Below are 18,877 nucleotides of genomic sequence, written 5' to 3' on the forward strand. Positions count from 1 at the left end.
ACCCGTGATTTTAGCGCATCGACGGGCCGATTTGGCTGAAAAACACGGTGCTAAAATACGCACATCTTAATGTTTTGGACATGGCGCCCCGATGGAGCTCTTGAAAGCGATACGTGCCGGCCGGCTGAACGACGTGAAGGCCGCTCTCGATGCCGGGGTTGCCATGGATGACGAGGGGCAGCCCGGATTTGCGCTCGGTATGGCCTGTTTTCTCGGGCATGCGGAGATCGTTCGCGAACTGGCCTTGCGGGGCGCACACGTGAACGTTGCCGACAACGCCGCGGTGACGGCTCCGCTGGCCATGGCCATTCGTGGAGGGCGCAAGGAAGTCGTCCGCACGCTGGTCGAATTGGGGACCGTCGTTCCGCCCGGCATGCAAACCGGCCTGGGTGAACAGGAGTTGAAAGCGGCGCAGTGGGTGGCCTTCCGCGACGGCCATGCGATTGCCGACGGAGCCGATGCCGATGTGCACGGGGATGTCGAGGAAATCCATTTTGCCCGGCCCAGTCATGTCGATACGCAGGTATTGGAGGCCGAGGCCTTGCGCGCCGTGCTGGGCAAGGACTGAGGACTGAATCGTGCGCACGCGGGCCATGAGGTCGTTGCGCGGGGACCTCTTATAAACAATCAGTAACAACTTTTTCTCGGCGTCAGGGCTAAACTGCCGGCCATGCGAAATTTCGGAACATTTCTGTTTTTTGCCATCGCTGCGCTGCCCGCCTGGGCTGGCGGTCTGGACGATCCGTTCGGCACGACCGGGAATTTGCCGCTGAAGCCGTCGCCCAGCCTGCTGGCGCGGGTCGGTGAAGCGCCTTGCGCGACGGCGTTGCCGAGCACCCCGCTCGCGGCTGTCGACGCGGTGGATCTGATGCTGTGCAACCACCCGCAGACCCGTGAAGTCTGGGCGTCGGCAAGGGCGCAGGCGGCACTGGTCGGCGTTGCCCGGGCAGGCTGGTTGCCGACCTTGTCCGGGTCGGCTTCGACCACGCGCTTCGAATATCGGAATACGGCCTATACCCGCGATGCGGCGGCCATCACGCTGTCGTGGCTGCTTTACGATTTCGGCCAACGCTCGGCCAACGTCGAGAGCGCCGAACAATTGCTGGCTGCGGCGGCGGAGACCCGGGACGCGACGGTGCAGACGCTCTTCCTGGGCGCCTTGCAGACTTATTATGCGGCGCAGGCCACGCAGGCCGCGGTGGCATCGGCATTGCAGGCCGAGCGTTCCGCCCGTGAAAGCTATCTGGCGGCCGAGGCACGCTACAGCGTAGGCGTCGCTACGCCGGCCGACCGGCTGCAGGCGCAGACCGCGCTGTCGCAGGCGACATTGAATCGCATCAAGGCAGAGGGCGATGCCCGCAATGCCCTGGGTTCCCTGGCCAACGCGCTGGGTTTCGGCGCCCAGCAACCCATCGCGCTCGCCGACCTGCCGGCCTTGCCGGCCGGCGTGAGTTTCCAGAAGGAAGTCGATGCCCTGATTGCCGAGGCCCAGGCGCGGCGCCCCGACCTCAAGGCGGCCGAGGCGCAGCTCAGGGCGGCGCAGGCCGGCATCGATCTGGCGCGTGCGCAGGGCCGGCCGACGATTTCCCTGGGGGCCGGGCCGACCTGGCAGGAGTCGGCTGGCGTGACCCAGCAGGGCGGCAGCTTTGGGCTGACCCTCAACGTGCCGATCTTTTCTGGCTTCGATACCACCTATCGCGTACGTTCCGCCGCTGCCCAGGCAGATGTGCGTGCAGCGCAGCGCGACCGCATTCGCAACCAGGTTGCACTCGATGTGTGGAAGGCCTACCAGAGCCTGACCACGGCGACGCAAAGCCTGCAGACGACGGCCGATCTGGTGGCCAGCGCCGAGCAGTCGGAGCGCGTGGCGCTCGGGCGCTACAAGGCGGGTGTCGGCACCATCCTCGACCTGCTGTCGGCGCAATCGGCCTTGGCCGGCGCCCGGCTGCAGCGCATTCAGGCGCAGCTCGACTGGAATGTCTATCGCGCCACCCTGGCCCAGTCCGTGGGGGCGCTCGATTACACGCTGCTGCAACCGGCGGCGGAAGGAAGACCATGAAGCATCTCGGCAAGACTTTGATCGGTGTTACTGTCGTCGCGGCATTGGCGGGCGGCGGCTATTGGTTTGTCCAGCAGCGTGCCGCGCAGAATCCGGAAACCCGCTACAAGTTCGCGACCGTCGAAAAAGGCGACGTCACGCAGACCGTCTCGGCCAACGGTACGTTGACCCCGCTGGTGCTGGTCAACGTCGGCACCCAGGTATCCGGTACGGTGAGGAAGCTGTACGTCGATTTCAATTCCAAGGTCAGCGCCGGCCAGAAGCTGGTCGAACTCGACCAGTCGCTGCTGCAGACCGTGGCCCGGCAGAGCCAGGCGAACGTGGTGAATGTCCAGACCTCTTACGACCTGGCCAAGGCCAACGAGGCCCGGATGCGTGCGCTGCTCGACAAGGAATACATTTCCCGCCAGGACTACGATCAGTCCCTGCAGAACCTCAAGTCGGCCCAGGCCCAGCTGGTGCAGGCCAAGGCAGCGGCCGACAAGGATCAGGTCAACCTCGGGTACTCGGTCATCACCTCGCCGGTTTCGGGCGTGGTGGTGGCTCGCCTGGTGGATATCGGACAGACGGTGGCAGCCAGCTTCCAGACGCCGACGCTGATCCAGATCGCTCAGGATTTGACCAAGATGGCGATCGATACCAGCTTTGCCGAAGCCGATATCGGCAACATCAAGGAGGGCATGCCGGTCCGCTTCACCGTCGACGCCTTCCCGAACCGCAGTTTTCAGGGCGTCGTGCAGCAGATCCGCCTGAATCCCACGAACACCCAGAACGTGGTGACCTACAACGTGCGCATCAACGTCGATAACCCGGAACTGATCCTGCTGCCGGGCATGACGGCCTATGTCAGCATCGGCGTGCAGAAGCGGCCGGGTGCCTTGCTGGTGCCGAATGCGGCGCTGCGCTTCAAGCCGGCGGACGCCGCGGGCAAGAAGGAGGGCGATGCCGGCAAGGCTGCGGGTGGCGGCCAGGGCAACGGCGGGCCGGCCGGCGGCCAAGGCGGCAAGGCCAAGAAGCGCGATAGCCAGAGCGGCACGGTCTATGTGCTGGCCGACGGCGAAATCAAACCGCTGTCCGTGCAGATCGGCATCACCGACAACCGGAATACCGAAATCGTCAGCGGCGAGTTGAAGGAAGGCGACCGTATCGTGACCGGCGAGAACGGATCGAGCGACAAGAAGCCGTCGTCGGTCGGCATGCGGATGTTCTGATGATGCAACCGGTCATCCGGGTCGCCGGCCTGGGCAAGTCCTACGAAACGGCGGCCGGCCTGTTCCCGGCGCTCAAGGGCGTGGACCTCGACGTCCGGCCCGGCGAGTTCATCGCCATCATGGGGCCGTCCGGGTCGGGCAAGTCGACCTTCATGAACCTGCTCGGCTGCCTCGATACGCCGACCGTCGGCGACTATTTTCTGGCCGGCGAAAACGTCGCGCACATGGACAAGGATGCCCTGGCCTTGTTGCGCAACCGCACGCTGGGTTTCGTCTTCCAGGGCTTCAATCTGCTGCCGCGCATGAGCCTGCAGGACAACGTCGCGCTGCCGCTGGTCTATGCCGGCGTCGACCGCGAGACGCGCCAGGCCAAGGCCCGCGAACTGCTCGCCAAGGTCGGCCTCGGCAACTACGCAGAATCGCTGCCCAACCGCATTTCCGGCGGCCAGCAGCAACGCGTGGCGATCGCCCGGGCGCTGGTCAACGAACCTCGCCTGATCCTCGCCGACGAGCCGACCGGCAACCTCGACAGCCATACCAGCGAGGAAATCATGCGCCTGTTCGAGGAACTGAACGGCGAGGGCATCACCATCGTGCTGGTCACCCACGAGCCGGATATCGCCGCGCACTGCAAGCGGCAGGTGCGCTTTCTCGACGGTCAGATCGTCAGCGACCAACTGACGGGGGATTCCGCATGATCCACCCGATGCTTGGCGAAGCCTGGCTGGCGATGGGTGCCAACCGCCTGCGCACGGCGCTGACCATGCTCGGCATGGTGATCGGCGTCGGTGCCGTGGTCATCATGATGGCCATCGGCCAGGGCGCCCAGTACGCGGTGCAGCAGACCATCAGCACCATGGGTTCGAACCTCTTCATCGTATTGTCCGGTTCCTTCACTACGGCCGGTGTGCGCAGCGGCTCGGCCGGTGCGCCGACGCTCAACGTCGCCGACGCCCAGACCATCGCCGAGCTCGACGGCGTGGTCAATGTGGCGCCGACCCACCAGGGCACCCGGCAACTGGTCTACGGCTCCCAGAACTGGAGTTCGCAGGTGATCGGGACGACGCCGGAATACCTCGATGCGCGGGCGTGGAGCATCGTCAATGGAGCCGGTTTCGGCGATTCCGACGTCCGTTCGGCGACGCGGGTGGCGATCATCGGCAAGACCGTGGCCGAAAACCTGTTCGGCGACGACGACCCGGTCGGCAAGACCATGCGCATCCAGCAAAACCCGTTCATCGTCATCGGCGTGCTCGGCAGCAAGGGGCAGAACCTCGACGGGCGCGACCAGGACGACACCGTGATCATTCCGCTCACCACGGCGCAGCGCAAGGTCTTCGGCACGCCCTTCCTCGGCTCGGTGCGCATGATCATGGTGCAGGCCGAATCGGCCGAAACCATGCCGCGCACGATGGAGAGCGTGACTTCGCTGCTGCGCCAGCGCCACCGCCTGCGCGAAGGCGTGCCGGACGACTTCTTCATGCGCAACCTGTCGGCAGCCGCCGAATCGGAAGCCGAAACGACGCGCACCATGTCCATCCTGCTCGGTGCCATCGCCTCCATTTCGCTGCTTGTCGGCGGTATCGGCATCATGAACATCATGCTCGTGTCGGTCACCGAACGGACGCGCGAAATCGGCATCCGCATGGCCATCGGCGCCCGCCAGCGCGACATCCTCAGCCAGTTCCTGCTCGAAGCGGTGATGATCTCCTTTGCCGGCTGCCTGCTCGGCCTGCTGCTCGGCCTCGCCATCGCGCTCGCGATCAACGCCTTCACCGGCATGGTCATCGTCATTTCCGGCAGCGCGGCGCTGATCGCTTTCGTCGTCGCGGCCGGTGTCGGCATCTTCTTCGGCTGGTATCCGGCGCAGAAGGCGGCCCGGCTCGATCCCATCGAGGCCTTGCGCTACCAATGACCACGCGTCGCCAATTCCTGTTTGCCGCCGGGCTACTGCCCCTGTTACAGCCCGCCCTGGCCGACAACCGGCGGGTGGTCATCGTCGGCGGCGGCTGGGGCGGACTGGCGGCGGCGAGCCAGTTGCGGCAACTGGCGCCCGGGCTGGAGGTCACGCTGATCGACCGCCAGCCGGCGTTCATGTCCTTCGCCCTGAGCAGCCGCTGGCTCGTTGAACCCGGCGCCGCCCCCTGGGCGCGCCACGATTACGCCGGGCTGGCAAAAAAATACGGCTATCGTTTCATGCAGGCCGACGTGAGCGGCATCGACATCGCCCGGCGCAGCGTGACGACGGCCGATGCCGTCCTGCCCTTCGACTGGCTGGTGCTGTCGCCGGGCATCCGCGAGGACTGGTCGGCCTGGCAGGTAAACGACCCGCAGGCGATTGCCGAATTGCGGCGGCGCCATTCCGGGGTCATGCAATCGGCCGCCGACCTGCCGGCCCTCAAGCAGCGCCTCGCCAGCTTCAAGGGCGGCGACCTGCTGATGACCATCCCGCCGGCCCCCTATCGCTGCCCGCCGGCGCCCTACGAGCGCGCCCTGTTCATCGCCTGGTGGCTGAAGACGCAGAAAATCCCCGGCAAGCTGGTCATCGTCGACCCCAACCCGATGATGCCGGCCTTCCGCAACATCCTGCTCGACCGCTTTAAAGATCAGGTCACCTATCTCGACCATGCCAAGGTGCGCAGCGTCGATCTGGTGCGGAAGACGGTCTCTACCGATATCGACGACATCCGGTTCGACGAGGCCATGCTGTGTCCGCCGCAGCAGGCGGCCGACGTGCTCTGGCAAGCCGGGCTGATCCGGCGGGAGGAGGGCGGCAAGCTCAGCGGCTGGGCCGCGCAGGGCGCCACCGATTTCCGCAGCGCCGCCGACAACCGGGTTTTCGTGATCGGCGACGCCACCGGGCTGGTATCGCCGCAATTCGGCTACTTCCCGAAGACGGGGCAGGTCGCCAGCCGCATGGGCCAGGCCGTCGCCCGCCAGATCGCGGCCCAGGCCACGGGCAAGGCGCAAACCACGCTACTGCCAGAAAGCGTCTGCCATGTGACGAGCAGCCTCGAACCGCTGGAAAACATCCGCATCGACACCAGCTATCGCGACCGCGGCGACGGCTTTCTGATCCAGACCGTCAAGCAGGTCCGCAACCCCAACCCGGCCGGCGAGGATGCCGCCTGGGCGGCGGCGATGTACCGGGAGTTCCTCTAGATACCCCCTTTTTTGCGGCATGTCGGTGACCGGGTGGGGCACTGTATTGGCGCAATGGGGTTTTTGCTCTGGCAAGGGCAGGGTGTCGGTCGGAGTGGAATTTGTCTCAAACGGGGGCGTAGAGGGCTTTACGCCCGGCCTTCGAACCGGATCGTGACTCGCCACGGCTCACCTGCTCACTTGATCTGTGCCTGTTTTAATTTAAACAGGCTGTATCTGTTATTGAACATGTGTTGAACCAATAATTGGCTATCTATCCAAGTGGAGTAGCCGTGAGTTCACTGACCCTACCGTTATCCGAACCTCTTCCAGCAATCGATAACTCCTCGCGCATTCCTGGCAACAAAGGCATTTGGGTCGGCATCGCCTGCGAGTTCGTCGAGTTCCTGGTTCTCTTCGTGGTCTATTTCGTTGCCCGGGCGCACTTTCCTGAGTCCTTCGAGGCCGGGAGTGAAAAGCTGTCACGGGTCGCCGGAACCGTCATTACCTTGCTGATGGTGACGAGCAGCTTTTTCATCGCCTGTTCCGTGGTGGCAATCCGCGCCAACCGGCGCCGCCAGTCGCTCTACTGGCTGTTCGCGGGACTGGTTATGGCCCTCGGCTACCCCGTCGCCAAGTATGTCGAAATTCAGTGGAATCTGAGTCACGGCATCAACGGTGAGTCCGGAATCTTCTTCACGGTCTATTACTACCTCACCTTCAATCATCTCGTACATGCCACTTGGGGCATTCTGGGGATACTCTGGGTTATGGCCCGCCATCTGGCCGGTGGATACTCCGCCGAGGATTACGCTGGCCTGGAGGCACTGGCTAGTTACTGGCATGCCACCGACATCATTTGGCTGGTCATTTTTCCCTTCTTTTACGTCCTGGTGTAAGCATGAATCAGCCCCAAACATCACCCTCAGTTTCCTATCGTCCGCTGGTGAAAACCTGGCTGCTACTCCTCGGCCTGACCTTCGCCAGCGTCCTGCTCAGCCAACACCTGCACGGTGACGCCTGGTTGCAGCTACTGGTCGCCGCCATCGTCTGGATCAAGGGCGACCAGATCGCCCGCCATTTTCTGGAAACGCGCATTGCCCACCCCTTCATTCGCCGCATCACCCATGCCTTTGTTGCCTTTACGCCGATCGCCTTGGTGCTGACCGCCTTTTTCGGCAGGGAATTTGCCCGTATTGCATCGATCTGAAGAAGACAAGCGCGGCGAAATATCGGCCTCAGCCGTCAATTGCGGCTGAGGCCTCGGTGCACCATGGCGGCAGGGTGTCATCCGGATGGGTTCATCCGTCTCGTCGCGACGACTCGGCCTTGAACGGGCCGGACGTATCGGGTTGCCAGGCATAGTCTGCGAAAGCCCCGAGGGCAGCATCCGGATCCTGATCCTCCCGCAATGCGAAAGCATTGAATCCACAGCGCCCGAGAAAATACAACTGGTCGCGCAGAATGTCGCCGACCGCGCGCAATTCTCCGGTAAAGGCGTATCGCGAACGCAGCAGGCGACCGATTGAATACCCCCTGCCATCCACAAAACTGGGGAAATTGACCGCGATAAGGGGCAATCTGCCGAGATGAGGCAATAGCGATGCAGGATCGTCGTCCGGCTCGAGCAGTGCGCCCACGGACGCCACGCTGTTCGAAATCGCATCGGCATGCTTCAGGTAGCTCTGTAGCGGCAGAATGATTCTGCGAGCTTTGCCTGCCAGCAAACCGGGCTTGAAATCCGATGCGGTCAAGATTTGCCAGCCATCGTCGACGACGGTTCCGTTCTTAATGATTCGCTTCATGGGCGGCTCCATATACGGCAATCCTGAACGGTCCCAAGCCGACGCGTTCGACGGTGTCGATAAACAGCTCGCCTTCGTTGCGCAGCCGGACGTATGTCTCGAGCAGGATATTGATGGTGTCCGGAATATCCGCTGCGGCAAACGACGGGCCGATGACCTTCCCGATATTCGACCGGTTCCCTTCGCGGCCGCCGATGGTGATCTGGTACCAGGCTTCGCCGTTCTTGTCGACGCCGAGAATGCCGATGTGCCCGATGTGGTGATGGCCGCAGGCATTGACGCATCCCGATATGTTGAGTTCCAGCGGCCCCAAGTCAAAGAGATAGTCGATTTTGTCAAAACGCTCCTGAATGGCGTTGGCAACCGGAATGGACTCGGCATTGGCCAGTGAACAGAAATTCCCTCCGGGACAACACACGACATCGGTCAACAATCCGGCATTCGGGGTGGCCAATCCATAGGCACTGGCGATGGCCCACAGTTCGAACAAGTCCTCCCGGGCCACGTACGGCAATACCAGGTTTTGTTCATGCGTGACCCGAATCTCGCCGGTGCCAAAGCGCTCGGCCAATACCGAAATGACGTCCATCTGGTCTGCCGTCGCGTCACCCGGCGGAATGCCGGTTTTTTTCAGCGTGAGCGTGACGATCCGGTAGCCAGGCTGGCGATGTAAGGCCACATTCCGTTTCACCCAGCGCGAATAGGCGCGGTTATTGCGCAATGCATCGGCATCAACCGGATCCAGCGGAGAGTGTTTGACGAGTAGCGGCGGGCCGTCGAAGAAAGCCTCCATGGCCGCAAAACCGGCTTCGGAAATGGTATCCGGCCCGTTTCTCGAATGAGCCCATTCGCTTTCGACCTCGCGGGAAAACCCTTCGAGGGTCAGATCCTTGACCAAAATCTTGATGCGCGCCTTGTATTTGTTGTCGCGCCGGCCATAGCGGTTGTAGACCCGCAGGATGGCGTCGAAGTAATTGAGCAGTTCGGCGCGCGGCAGGAAGGGCTTGATGCACTGGCCGACCATCGGTGTCCGCCCGAGGCCGCCACCGACATGGATTTCGAATCCCGGCCGGCCGTCGGCATCCCGTTTGGCCAGCGCGCCGATGTCGTGAAAGCGAATGGCCGCCCGGTCTTCCCCGCCGCCGGCGATGGCCATCTTGAACTTGCGGGGCAGGAACAGAAACTCCGGCGCCAGAGTCGACCACTGGCGAACGATTTCGCAGTACGGCCGCGGGTCGAAAACCTCGTCCTCGGCGACACCGGCGAACGGATCGGTGGTGATGTTGCGGATACAGTTGCCGGAGGTCTGGATGGCATGCATCTGCACCTTGGCCAACTCGGCCAGGATGTCCGGCACCTCGGCCAGGCGAACCCAGTTGAACTGGATGTTGCAGCGGGTGGTGAAATGGCCGTAACCCCGATCCCAGGTCCGGGCGATCCTGGCCAGCGTCCGCATCTGCTGGCTCGACAGCGTGCCATAGGGAATGGCTACGCGCAGCATCGGTGAGTGGCGCTGGACGTAGAGGCCGTTTTGCAGGCGCAGCGGACGGAAATCGTCCTCGCCGAGGCTGCCGTTGAGAAATCGCCGGGTCTGGTCACGAAACAAGGCCACCCGGTCATCCACCAGGCGTTGATCGATGGGGTTGTAGATATACATGTCGAAGGAATGGGCAGGGACTACGGCAGGATGAAGCTGCTTTTTTCGACGACCTCGATGGACCGGTCGTCAGCAGCCTGGATCGAAAACAGCATCGGCTGGATACCGGACAGGCTGCTGTCGGAAGGGGCCGCAACGGTCACGGATACCGGGCGGATGCTGCCCGGCTCGGCGGTGAAGCGCTCCTCGCCGACGATTCGGGCGCCCGGCATGCCGGCGACACGAACGATGAAGTCGCGTGGCACTTCGGAGAGATTCATCAGCTTCAGGGTGTAGGCGTTCTCGATCTCGCCTTCGGCCGTTTCCCGCAGCAAGGCACCACGGTCGCGCAACACGTCGACCAGCAACAGCGAGCGATGCTCCAGGGTCCATACACCCATGCCGCAAAAAATGAGCAACAGCGCGGCATATGCGCCAATGCGCGGCCGGGTGTACCACGGTCGGTGTTTTTCAGGAGCGACAAGCGCCGTTTCGGAGGCGAAGCGAATCAGGCCGAGGGGGGCACCGATCTTTTCCATGACCTGGTCGCAGGCATCGATGCACAGGCCACAATTGATGCACTGATACTGCAAGCCGTCGCGAATATCGATGCCGGTGGGGCAAACCTGGACGCAGATGCCGCAATCGATGCAGTCGCCGGTTTGCCCGGCCTGACGCCGGTTGCTCCGGGGTTCGCCGCGCTGGCGGTCGTAGGCCACGTTGCTCGTCGCCGGATCGAACATCACGCCCTGGAAGCGCGAGTAGGGGCACATGTGCTGGCAGACCGCCTCCCGCGCCAGCCCGGCCTGGACATAGGTGAAGGCGGCGTAGAAGATGAGCCAGAAAGCCTCCCAGGGGCCGGTCTTGAGCGCGACGACGGTGGGCAGCAACTCGCGGATCGGGGTGAAGTAGCCGACGAAGGTTACTGCCGTCCAGATGGCGACGATGGCCCAGAGGCTGTGCTTTGCCGTCTTGATCAGCAACTTGCGGAGGCTCATCGGTCCGGCATCGAGCCGCAGGCGTGCCAGGTGGTCGCCCTCGATCCGCGCTTCTATCCAGGTAAAGATGCTCGTATAAACCGTCTGCGGGCAAGCAAAGCCGCAGAACAGGCGCCCGGCGAGGGCAGTGACCAGGAACAGCGCCGTCGCCGCAATGATCAGCACCAAGGCCAGCAAGAGCGCATCCTGCGGCCAGAGAACCAGGCCGAACAGATAGAGCTTTTCGTGGGCGATGTCGAACAGCACCGCCTGCCGGACCGAGCCGGCGCTCTCCCAATTGATCCAGCATAAACCGTAGAAAATGGTCTGGGTAAGCCATACCATGCCCCAGCGAAGAGTATTGAAACGCCCCGTTACCTCCTTGGCGTGGATATTTCCCTTCTTTCGATAGAGTTCGAGCTTCGCTTCGCGAACCTTGCTGACCGGCCTGTCCATGTCGTTTTCCTTGCGATGTGACTGGACATCAGTAAATCACCAAGGAATGATTGATAACAGTTGCAGCGTGTTTGATTTTAAATGGGCACAGATGTCGAACCGAAGCCTTTCGGTCAGGACAGCGTCGATACCAGATGCCCGAGCGTGGCGACGGCCCGCTGCATGGTTTCGGTCTGCGGGTGGCCAAAGTTGAGGCGGATACAGTTGTTGAACTCTTTCTTCGCCGAAAAGATCGGCCCCGGCGCGATGCTGATTCCCTGATCCAGCGCCATGCGGTGCAGCTTGAGCGCATCGACGGATTCCGGCAGTTCCAGCCACACGAAATAGCCGCCAGCCGGTCTGGCCAAGCGGGTGGTGCTGGGAAAGAAACGCTCGACCCCTTCAATCAACAAGGATTCCTGCATCATCAATTGCTGCCGCAAGCGCCGCAGGTGATGGTCGTAGCCGCCCTGCTTCAGGTATTCCGCCACGGCAATCTGGACCGGGATCGTCGTCGCCAGGGTCATCGCCAGCTTGAGACGCACGATTTTCTCGGCATAGCGGCCTGCAGCAACCCAGCCGAGGCGATAGCCGGGCGCCAGGCACTTGGAGAAGGACGAAATATGCATGACGTGATCGGCCCGGGCCATCGCCTTGCTGCAGAGGGGCGGCTGCGGGCCGAAATATAGTTCGTGATAGACGTCGTCCTCGATCAGCGGTACGTTGTAACGCGCCAGCAAATCGACCAGGTAACGCTTCCTCTCCCCGCTGACCAGGCTGCCCGTAGGGTTGCCGAAATTGAGCATCAACAGGCAGGCCTTGATCGGGTGGTGCCGCAACGCATCCTCCAGGGCCTGGATGCTGATGCCCTCGCGCGGATGCGATGGAATCTCGATCACCTTGAGGCCGAGTCGCTCGCTCGCCTGCAGACCGGCGTAAAAGGTGGGCGATTCGATGGCGATCAGATCGCCGGGCTGCGTCACGGCCTGCAGGCACAGATTGATTCCCTCCATCGCCCCCGAGGTGACAACGACCTCGTCAGTCGACACCACGGCCCCCCGCGACAAGTAGCGCAGCACGATCTGGCGGCGCAACTCCTCGTTGCCGGGCGGCAGATCGGTCACCGTCGACAGCGGATCGAAACGCCGCGCCGCCTGGCAGAGAAAACGGCCGAGCTTGTCGAAGGGAAACAGGAAAGGGCTGGGAAAACTGGAGCCCAGCGGCACGACTGCCGGGTCCTTGACGCTGTTCAATATCTGGAAAATGAAGTCGCTGACCTGGAGTTCGGTCGAATTGCCTACCGGATGGCTCATCTCCGGCTCGTTGAGGCGCTGTCCGAGGCGGGCGCGAACGAAGTAGCCGGATTTGGGCCTGGCCTCGATCAAGCCCCGGCTCTCCAGCAGATAGTAGGCCTGGGTTACGGTCACCGGACTGATGGTGTGCGTCCGGCACACCTGACGAACGGAAGGCAGCCGGTCGCCCGGCCTGAGAACGCCATCGACAATCAGCTTTTCCGTTTCGTACGCAAGACTCTGATAGCGCACCATGCTTATTTCTCTCCCTCGATCGCGGTGTCCGGCACGTTCATGATGCCTCAATGAGCGGCCGGCAACATTGATTCATCCTTGCCAAAGCGCAAGCAGCCGTTCTTCAGGTTCTCAACCGACGGCACGTGTATCGCCGGCCCATCGACCTCGATGAGTCCCTTCTGCCGCATGTCCTGAAGGATTCGGGAAAAATGCTGCGGCGTCAGCCCCAGCCAGGATGCAAGGTCGGTTTTCTTGATCGGCAGGACGATGCGCAAGGATTCACCCGACGGCGACTTGTCCGCCCCATGGGAGAGCAGGAAATCGGCGACCCGTTCATGACCGGCCTTGAAATTGGATTCGATATCCTGGAGCAGGCAATGCACCTTGCGCGCCATGCCGCCCAACAACTGGCGGAAGAGCAGCGGCGATTCGTCCAGCAAGGCAAAAACAGCCTGCTCCGGGATATGGAACATCACTGCATCCGAAGCGGCCTGTGCGGTGGTGTCGCAGCCTCGCTGGAGCAGGACGGGTACCTCGGACAGAAAATCCCCCCGTCCGGCAATGTGGATGATCCTTTCATTCCCGGCACGGCTCACCTTGAATACCTTGACCAGTCCATCGATCACCAGGTACAGGCCCTGGGCAGGATTGCCGCTATGAAATACATAGCGATTCCGGAGAACAAGCTGCCGGCTGATGCCCTCGGAGGGAAAACGGGCCTGGAATGCAGTGATGCATGCCACCAGTTCGTCGCACTGTTGCTCGGTCATCCGCCCTCCTGCACGCCATTGCCCATGCGGAAATCCGGGCCCCGTTGCCAATGCCGGCTAGTACACCAGAACACGGGCACCGAAGACAGCTACAGTCGTTGCCGATTCGGATAGGAACAGTTGCCCGGAGCCCTTTTTTCTGTACCGCAAGACTAAGCTACAGGCTGTTATCACCACTCACCCGCCGGTGAGACGAAAATTTCCGTAACAAGCTAATTTGTTGAGGAAATTCAACTTGAGAATCCTTCCGGTCATTCTTGTCGCCGCGGCTGTCAATTGTGCAGCCAACGAAAATGCCAGCATTCTAGAACACCCGATCCTGAACGCAGCCCGGACAGGCACAGCACAGGAAGTCGTTGCGGCGCTCGAGCCGGACCCGGGGAGCCGGGATATCCGGACCAATGTCGGTTCGACACCGCTCCACCTGGCCGCCGCCAACGCCGCTCCCGGGGCGCTCAAGGCCCTGATCGCGGCGGGCGCCGATCCGAACGCCCGCGACCACGACGGCATGACACCGCTGCATGTCGCCGCCTATTCGCAAAATGCGGCACACGCCCAGCTATTGCTTGAAGCGGGTGCCGATCCCCATGCCCTCACGGCCACCGGGCGCGACCCGACTTCCGTCGCCAGAAAAGCCATGGCCTACGAAGTGGCCGGGGTCATCTCCTTGTGGCTGCTAAAAAAATGCTCGCCTGGAAAACCCTGTTAAATGCGCTCGTGAGGCACGCATGAGCCAATCGATCTATCTGCTCCTCGAAGTTCCTTCCGAACACGCTTCCGGGATGTCCGGCCCGCCGGGCAGCCAAGCCGATTTGCAGCGCTTGCTTGCCCGCTCCCGGCTGCGTCTCGTCTCCCGCAACGCCGGCCAACTACCGCCACCGGAGACAGCTACCCAAGTGCCCGTCCCCATGCCGCAAGAACAGGGTGACGCGGGCGAAGCGGTCAAGTCCCTGGAAGAGGTTGAGCGGGATTACATTGTCGAGATTCTGTCCCGCAGCGGCGGAAACCGCTCGAAGGCGGCCCGCATGCTCAACATCAGCCGCCGTACCCTGCAGCGGAAGATGGCCCGGTTCGGCTAGGCGGCGGGTTGCGCGTCAATAAACCGCAGAAAGGCTGTCTGCCCAGATGTTCCTTGCCCAGGCGTGGGCATAGCCCGCCTCGAGTTTGCTGGCGCGCTCCGACAAACCGCCGGACTTGGCGACCGACAGGAAGGTCGCCTGCTCGGCGTTGTAGTCGAAAACACTGGCCACATGCATCGCCTGTTCGAAGCCGACAAAGCTGTAGCAGGTGTTCATTACCTTCGGGCGGGGGTTGATTTCCCGGCCGGCAAACAGATTGACCAGTGCTGCCGCCAGCACCTTGGCCTGCTGGTTGGCCATGTGTCCCGATTTCGGCATCAGGGGAGCGGCGAAGGTTGCATCGCCAATGACATGGATGCCCGGATGGCTGACGGATTCCAGCGTCAGCCAGTCCACCTCGGCCCACCGCCCGTTGGCCAGCTTCAAGCCGAGATCGACGGCAATTCTGCCGATGCGCTGGGCCGGAATGACGTTCCACACGTCGGCCCCGATCTGCTCGAAGTCGAAGATGGCCGCCCCCTGGCCGGCATCCACGTCGCGGATCGGCATGTTGGGGCGATAGTCGATCAGGGCGGGATAGCGCTCCGCCCAGGCTTGCAGGAACAGCGGGCGTTTCGAGGCGACCCCGTCGTTGGCGTCCAGGATCAGAACCTTCGAGCGCGGTTTGTAGCGGCGAAAATAGTCGGCGATCACCGATGCCCGCTCATAGGGCCCCGGTGGGCAAACGTAGGGGATTTTGGGAATCGACAAGGCATACACGCCGCCATCGGGCATGGCTGCAAGCTGCTTCCCGAGGGCCACGGTCTGCGGTCCGGCCTTGTAGGCATGCGGGAAGCGCTTTTGTGCCGCCTCGGAAGCCAGCCCGGGAATGTCCTCACTCATGAAATCGACACCAGGCGCCAGCACGCAGCGGTCGTAGGGGATGGACAGCCCACCGGCCAACAGGACTCGCCTTTGTTCCGGGTCGATGCGTTCGGCCGGGGCGGGCACGACCTCCACGCCGAGTTGGGCCAGCCCGCCATAACCAAGGGTGATGTCGGCCAGCGAGCGTTCGCCGGCCAGCACCAGATTGGAAATCGGACAGGAAACGAACTGCCGGTTGCGTTCGATCAAGGTAACGGCGATTCCGCCTCGGCTCCATAGGCGCAGGTACTTGGCAACGGTGGCGCCGGCAAAGCCGCCGCCAACCACGACGACGCGTGGCTTGGGACGTATGTTTTGAGTGGCGCAAGCGCTCAACAGGGCCAGTGCGCCGGCGCCCATCGTTTTCAGGAATTCGCGGCGCATCGGTCAGTCGCCATTCCTGGCCAGCCAGTCGGCGATCATGTCGATCTCCTCCTCGCTGTAGCCCCTGACAATCTGCTGCATGACCGTGGAAGAACGCGCGTAGTTGCGGAATGCCGCGAGCTGCTGGCGAATCCAGTCGGCAGACCGGCCGGCGAGTGCAGGTACCGCTTCCTGTGCAGGAAGACGACCGTTGGTTCCGTGACAATTGGCGCAGGTGGCGGCCAACGACTGGGCGACGGAAACGCCGTCCCCGCCGTTCGCAGCGAAGGCCGGCAAGAGCAGGATGCCGCAAGCGGCGATACGAATACAGGTATTGATCATGTCGAAAAAAATCGGAGGGCGTGCCAGGAGAGGAATTGGGGGAGCACGCCCTCCGACCGAACGGGTTGCAAACTACGTCATTGACTACTTGGTTTTCCGGGCGCCGTTCTGCTCGAGGTAGTTCTTGGCGCGGATACCGATATCGGCCGCCTTGACCTGGTATTGCCAGATCTGCTCGGCCCACAGCGTCGCCTGCTGCCAGTCTTTCCGTTTCGCCGCATCTTCGGCCTTGCCGCGGGTTTCCTTGGTCTTGTTCAGCTGATCGACAGCGTCATCCATCAAGGCAACGACATCGGGGAAATCGCGGTAATTGACGCCCGTGATATAGGCGACGACCTGGTCGATGACAGCCTGGGTTTCAGCCACCTTCTTCAATTGCTTCTTGTAGTCGTCCTCGGTGTAGACAACCTGTTCCGCCGCAGCCGCCCTGGTCGGTTTCCAGCCCTTCGGCTTGACCAGCAGGTAACCCTGCATCTCGAGGTGCAAGGCCGAGCAGAATTCCGTGCAGTAGTACGGATAGACGCCCTCCTTGTCGGCCTTGAACTTGACGGTGACCGTCTTGCCCGGCTCCACGGAGGCGTGGACGTCGAAGGTGCCGACGGCGAAGCCATGGGTTTCGTCCTGGGCGCGCTCGAGGTTGGTCAGGTGGATGGTGATTTCGTCGCCGACTTCCGCCTCGATGGTTTCCGGCGTGATGTGGGAGCGGATCAGGGTGCCGAAGACCTCGACCTTGTTGCCCTTGCGAACCGTTTTTTCCTCGCCGGCACGGACGGCGCCCGGGTGCGGCTTGTCGGTGCGCGAATCGGTGCCCACCTTGTAGCGTACGCCCGGCTTGAGTTTCGATGCCTCGATCCCGACCACGTAATGCGGCTCGCCCAGCGGCACCGGCATGTCGTAGAGCAACTGCATCTTGTCGTCGGAAATGTCGATCAGCTGGTGATTCTGCGGATGCAGGGGGCCTACCGGGTTGAAACGGTCGATCGACAGCTTGTTCATTGCCACCAGGTACTTGCCCTTCGGCTCGACACTGTCGCCTTCCATGGTCATCAGGTGGCCGATGTTGTAGTGGACGGCGATCTTGTCGAGGACGCGCCCCTCGCAGTAGTCCCATTTGACGACTTGCGAATCGACGTACAGCGAGGTGTAGGCGACGCAGGCCTTGGCGTCGTATTGCGTATGCAGCGGCCCGAGCCCCAGCTGCACCTGCCTGTGCAGGGTTTCCTTCATGCTGATGACCGGGATCCCGTAGGGGTCCTTGCTCTCGAAGCGCCCGGCCTTGATGGCGGCCTGGATCTTTTCCCAGGAATAGACCGAGACGTGGGTGTCGAGCTTGCCGGACACGGTGATGAACTTGCCGTCCGGCGAGAGCATGACGCCGTGCGGCGACTTGGGCTCCGGAATCAGGAAGAGTATGCCCTCCTTGATGGCGGTCTCCATCATGATCACGTTGTGGCCGTTGATCTTCTTGGCCTTGCCCTGGGCGACCAACTCGGCGGCTTTCCGCCAGTTCACGATGTGCATGTAGTCGGTATCCTTGGCCGAACAGCCCGCCTCGTAGGGCGGACGGCCTTTTTCGATACCGCCGACGTAGCGTTCGGAACAGAAGGAATTGGTGAAGGACCAGCCATCCGACGGCCCTTTGCCGGCATCCGACAAATCCTGCGAGTACGGCGGCAGTTCCACGGAGAAGGAATCCTTGGGGATGATGCGGCCTTCCTTGCGGTCGAATTTCCAGTAGGTGACGCCGCCGCGATATTTCTCGTTGAACTCCTCGAGAGGGGCAAACTTCCTGTTCTCGAGCGGCGTGGCGTACTGGGCCGCTTCAATGACGTATTCGGTGTTCGGCGTGACGAAGGCGCCGCCGTGCTCGGACTTGAAGATCGGATTGGCGACCAGTTGCTTGGTCTCGAAATCGCGCAGGTCGATCACGGCGATCCGCGGATTGGCCTTGTCGTTGATGAACAGGAACTGGCCGTCGTACTTGCCTTGCGTTTCCGACATCGCCGGGTGGTGCGAATCGCCCCAGGTAATCTTGCGGCCATCGATATTGCCCTGGGCCAGCACGGCCTTCGAGCTTTCGTCGTAGCCGTAGCCCTGCCACGGTTCCGGCGTGAAAACGCCGATGTACTTGAGAATCCGCATCGACGGAATGCCGTAGACGAGAACCTGCCCCGACTGGCCGCCCGACGAGAAGGCAATGAACTCGTCGCGCTTGCCGGTCGGCACGTAGGTCTTGGCGGCGGACAGCAAATCCTGTTGCGACAGGTTGCGGCGCTTCAATACGTCCTGCAGCGATTCGGCTGCGACGGCGGTGCCGGACAGGCCGGCAGCCAGCCCGATGAGTATGAACAGCGCCAAGGGACGCCTGGTTATTGCACGCATTTTTCTCCCCTTAAGATTGCGTATCGATCGGCGTGCATCTGCACGCGCCCGGGATCGCGACCTCCGGCTGAGAAGGCCGCTGCAAGCCGATTGCCGGCTGACCCGACCGCGTCAGTAGACCATGGGAGAAAAGTGCGCCTTGGTCACAGTTGGGCGCATATTCGCAGCGTACAGTTGCAGCCGATTCAATTCCCGATCAGCACAGATCGCCGCCGCGGACAGGGCATCCAGCACGTCGATCCAGA

18 protein-coding genes are annotated in these 18,877 nt (G+C 62.4%); 10 read left to right on the forward strand and 8 right to left on the reverse strand.

Translation table 11 applies throughout. From position 1 onward, the window contains the following. The first annotated feature begins 91 nt into the window (after positions 1 to 91). The 8 genes from F1002_RS20085 to F1002_RS20120 all read left to right on the forward strand — a co-directional run bounded on the left by F1002_RS20085 (position 92) and on the right by F1002_RS20120 (position 7,621). Positions 92 to 568 carry an ankyrin repeat domain-containing protein gene (locus F1002_RS20085; RefSeq protein ID WP_150430827.1) on the forward strand — a complete coding sequence of 159 codons (477 nt, stop codon included), beginning with the start codon at positions 92 to 94 and terminating at the stop codon, positions 566 to 568. Positions 569 to 670: 102 nt separating this feature from the next. After that, positions 671 to 2,059: a TolC family protein gene (locus F1002_RS20090; protein ID WP_150430828.1), complete on the forward strand. Its 1,389-nt coding sequence runs from the start codon at positions 671 to 673 to the stop codon at positions 2,057 to 2,059. After that, the gene (locus F1002_RS20095; RefSeq protein WP_150430829.1) at positions 2,056 to 3,270 is read left to right on the forward strand and encodes an efflux RND transporter periplasmic adaptor subunit; all 1,215 of its coding nucleotides are present in this window, start codon (positions 2,056 to 2,058) and stop codon (positions 3,268 to 3,270) included. Before F1002_RS20090 ends, F1002_RS20095 begins: the two co-directional genes overlap by 4 nt. After that, positions 3,270 to 3,968 carry an ABC transporter ATP-binding protein gene (locus tag F1002_RS20100; RefSeq protein ID WP_150430830.1) on the forward strand — a complete coding sequence of 233 codons (699 nt, stop codon included), beginning with the start codon at positions 3,270 to 3,272 and terminating at the stop codon, positions 3,966 to 3,968. Before F1002_RS20095 ends, F1002_RS20100 begins: the two co-directional genes overlap by 1 nt. Next, entirely contained in the window at positions 3,965 to 5,185 is a 1,221-nt protein-coding gene (locus F1002_RS20105) for an ABC transporter permease (RefSeq protein WP_150430831.1), read from the forward strand. The genes F1002_RS20100 and F1002_RS20105 overlap by 4 nt, the downstream gene beginning before the upstream one ends. Beyond that, entirely contained in the window at positions 5,182 to 6,432 is a 1,251-nt protein-coding gene (locus tag F1002_RS20110; protein ID WP_150430832.1) for an FAD-dependent oxidoreductase, read from the forward strand. The genes F1002_RS20105 and F1002_RS20110 overlap by 4 nt, the downstream gene beginning before the upstream one ends. 272 nt (positions 6,433 to 6,704) lie before the next feature. Beyond that, positions 6,705 to 7,310, forward strand: coding sequence for a cytochrome c oxidase subunit 3 family protein (locus F1002_RS20115; RefSeq protein ID WP_150430833.1), 606 nt, complete (start codon positions 6,705 to 6,707; stop codon positions 7,308 to 7,310). A 2-nt stretch (positions 7,311 to 7,312) separates the two neighbouring features. Next, positions 7,313 to 7,621 (forward strand): hypothetical protein, encoded by a 309-nt coding sequence (locus F1002_RS20120; RefSeq protein ID WP_150430834.1) that lies wholly within the window; start codon positions 7,313 to 7,315, stop codon positions 7,619 to 7,621. A gap of 91 nt (positions 7,622 to 7,712) precedes the next feature. Here the strand turns inward: F1002_RS20120 and F1002_RS20125 are convergent, their stop codons facing one another. The 5 genes from F1002_RS20125 to F1002_RS20145 form a co-directional block, all read right to left on the reverse strand. Then, positions 7,713 to 8,228 carry a DUF934 domain-containing protein gene (locus F1002_RS20125; RefSeq protein ID WP_223879707.1) on the reverse strand — a complete coding sequence of 172 codons (516 nt, stop codon included), beginning with the start codon at positions 8,226 to 8,228 and terminating at the stop codon, positions 7,713 to 7,715. After that, entirely contained in the window at positions 8,200 to 9,873 is a 1,674-nt protein-coding gene (locus F1002_RS20130) for a nitrite/sulfite reductase (RefSeq protein ID WP_150430835.1), read from the reverse strand. Before F1002_RS20130 ends, F1002_RS20125 begins: the two co-directional genes overlap by 29 nt. Positions 9,874 to 9,893: 20 nt before the next feature. Beyond that, the gene (gene ccoG / locus F1002_RS20135; RefSeq protein WP_150430836.1) at positions 9,894 to 11,285 is read right to left on the reverse strand and encodes a cytochrome c oxidase accessory protein CcoG; all 1,392 of its coding nucleotides are present in this window, start codon (positions 11,283 to 11,285) and stop codon (positions 9,894 to 9,896) included. 113 nt (positions 11,286 to 11,398) lie between these two features. Next, positions 11,399 to 12,811 (reverse strand): PLP-dependent aminotransferase family protein, encoded by a 1,413-nt coding sequence (locus F1002_RS20140; protein ID WP_150430837.1) that lies wholly within the window; start codon positions 12,809 to 12,811, stop codon positions 11,399 to 11,401. Between the two features lie 47 nt (positions 12,812 to 12,858). Continuing rightward, positions 12,859 to 13,563, reverse strand: coding sequence for a Crp/Fnr family transcriptional regulator (locus F1002_RS20145; protein WP_150430838.1), 705 nt, complete (start codon positions 13,561 to 13,563; stop codon positions 12,859 to 12,861). Between the two features lie 235 nt (positions 13,564 to 13,798). Here F1002_RS20145 and F1002_RS20150 point away from each other — a divergent pair, with 235 nt between their 5' ends. Next, positions 13,799 to 14,272, forward strand: coding sequence for an ankyrin repeat domain-containing protein (locus F1002_RS20150; RefSeq protein ID WP_150430839.1), 474 nt, complete (start codon positions 13,799 to 13,801; stop codon positions 14,270 to 14,272). A 19-nt stretch (positions 14,273 to 14,291) separates the two neighbouring features. Then, positions 14,292 to 14,642 (forward strand): helix-turn-helix domain-containing protein, encoded by a 351-nt coding sequence (locus tag F1002_RS20155; RefSeq protein WP_150430840.1) that lies wholly within the window; start codon positions 14,292 to 14,294, stop codon positions 14,640 to 14,642. 15 nt (positions 14,643 to 14,657) lie between these two features. Here F1002_RS20155 and F1002_RS20160 read toward each other — a convergent pair whose 3' ends face one another. The 3 genes from F1002_RS20160 to nosZ form a co-directional block, all read right to left on the reverse strand. Next, positions 14,658 to 15,929, reverse strand: a complete 1,272-nt coding sequence (locus tag F1002_RS20160) for an NAD(P)/FAD-dependent oxidoreductase (protein ID WP_150430841.1) — start codon at positions 15,927 to 15,929, stop codon at positions 14,658 to 14,660. Between the two features lie 3 nt (positions 15,930 to 15,932). After that, a complete protein-coding gene (locus F1002_RS20165) occupies positions 15,933 to 16,250 on the reverse strand; it encodes a c-type cytochrome (RefSeq protein WP_150430842.1) in 318 nt (105 codons plus the stop codon). Between the two features lie 84 nt (positions 16,251 to 16,334). Further along, positions 16,335 to 18,632: a Sec-dependent nitrous-oxide reductase gene (gene nosZ / locus F1002_RS20170; protein WP_150430843.1), complete on the reverse strand. Its 2,298-nt coding sequence runs from the start codon at positions 18,630 to 18,632 to the stop codon at positions 16,335 to 16,337. Positions 18,633 to 18,877: the final 245 nt, after the last annotated feature.

Source organism: Dechloromonas sp. CZR5 (genome assembly GCF_008711155.1).
GTDB lineage: Bacteria > Pseudomonadota > Gammaproteobacteria > Burkholderiales > Rhodocyclaceae > Azonexus.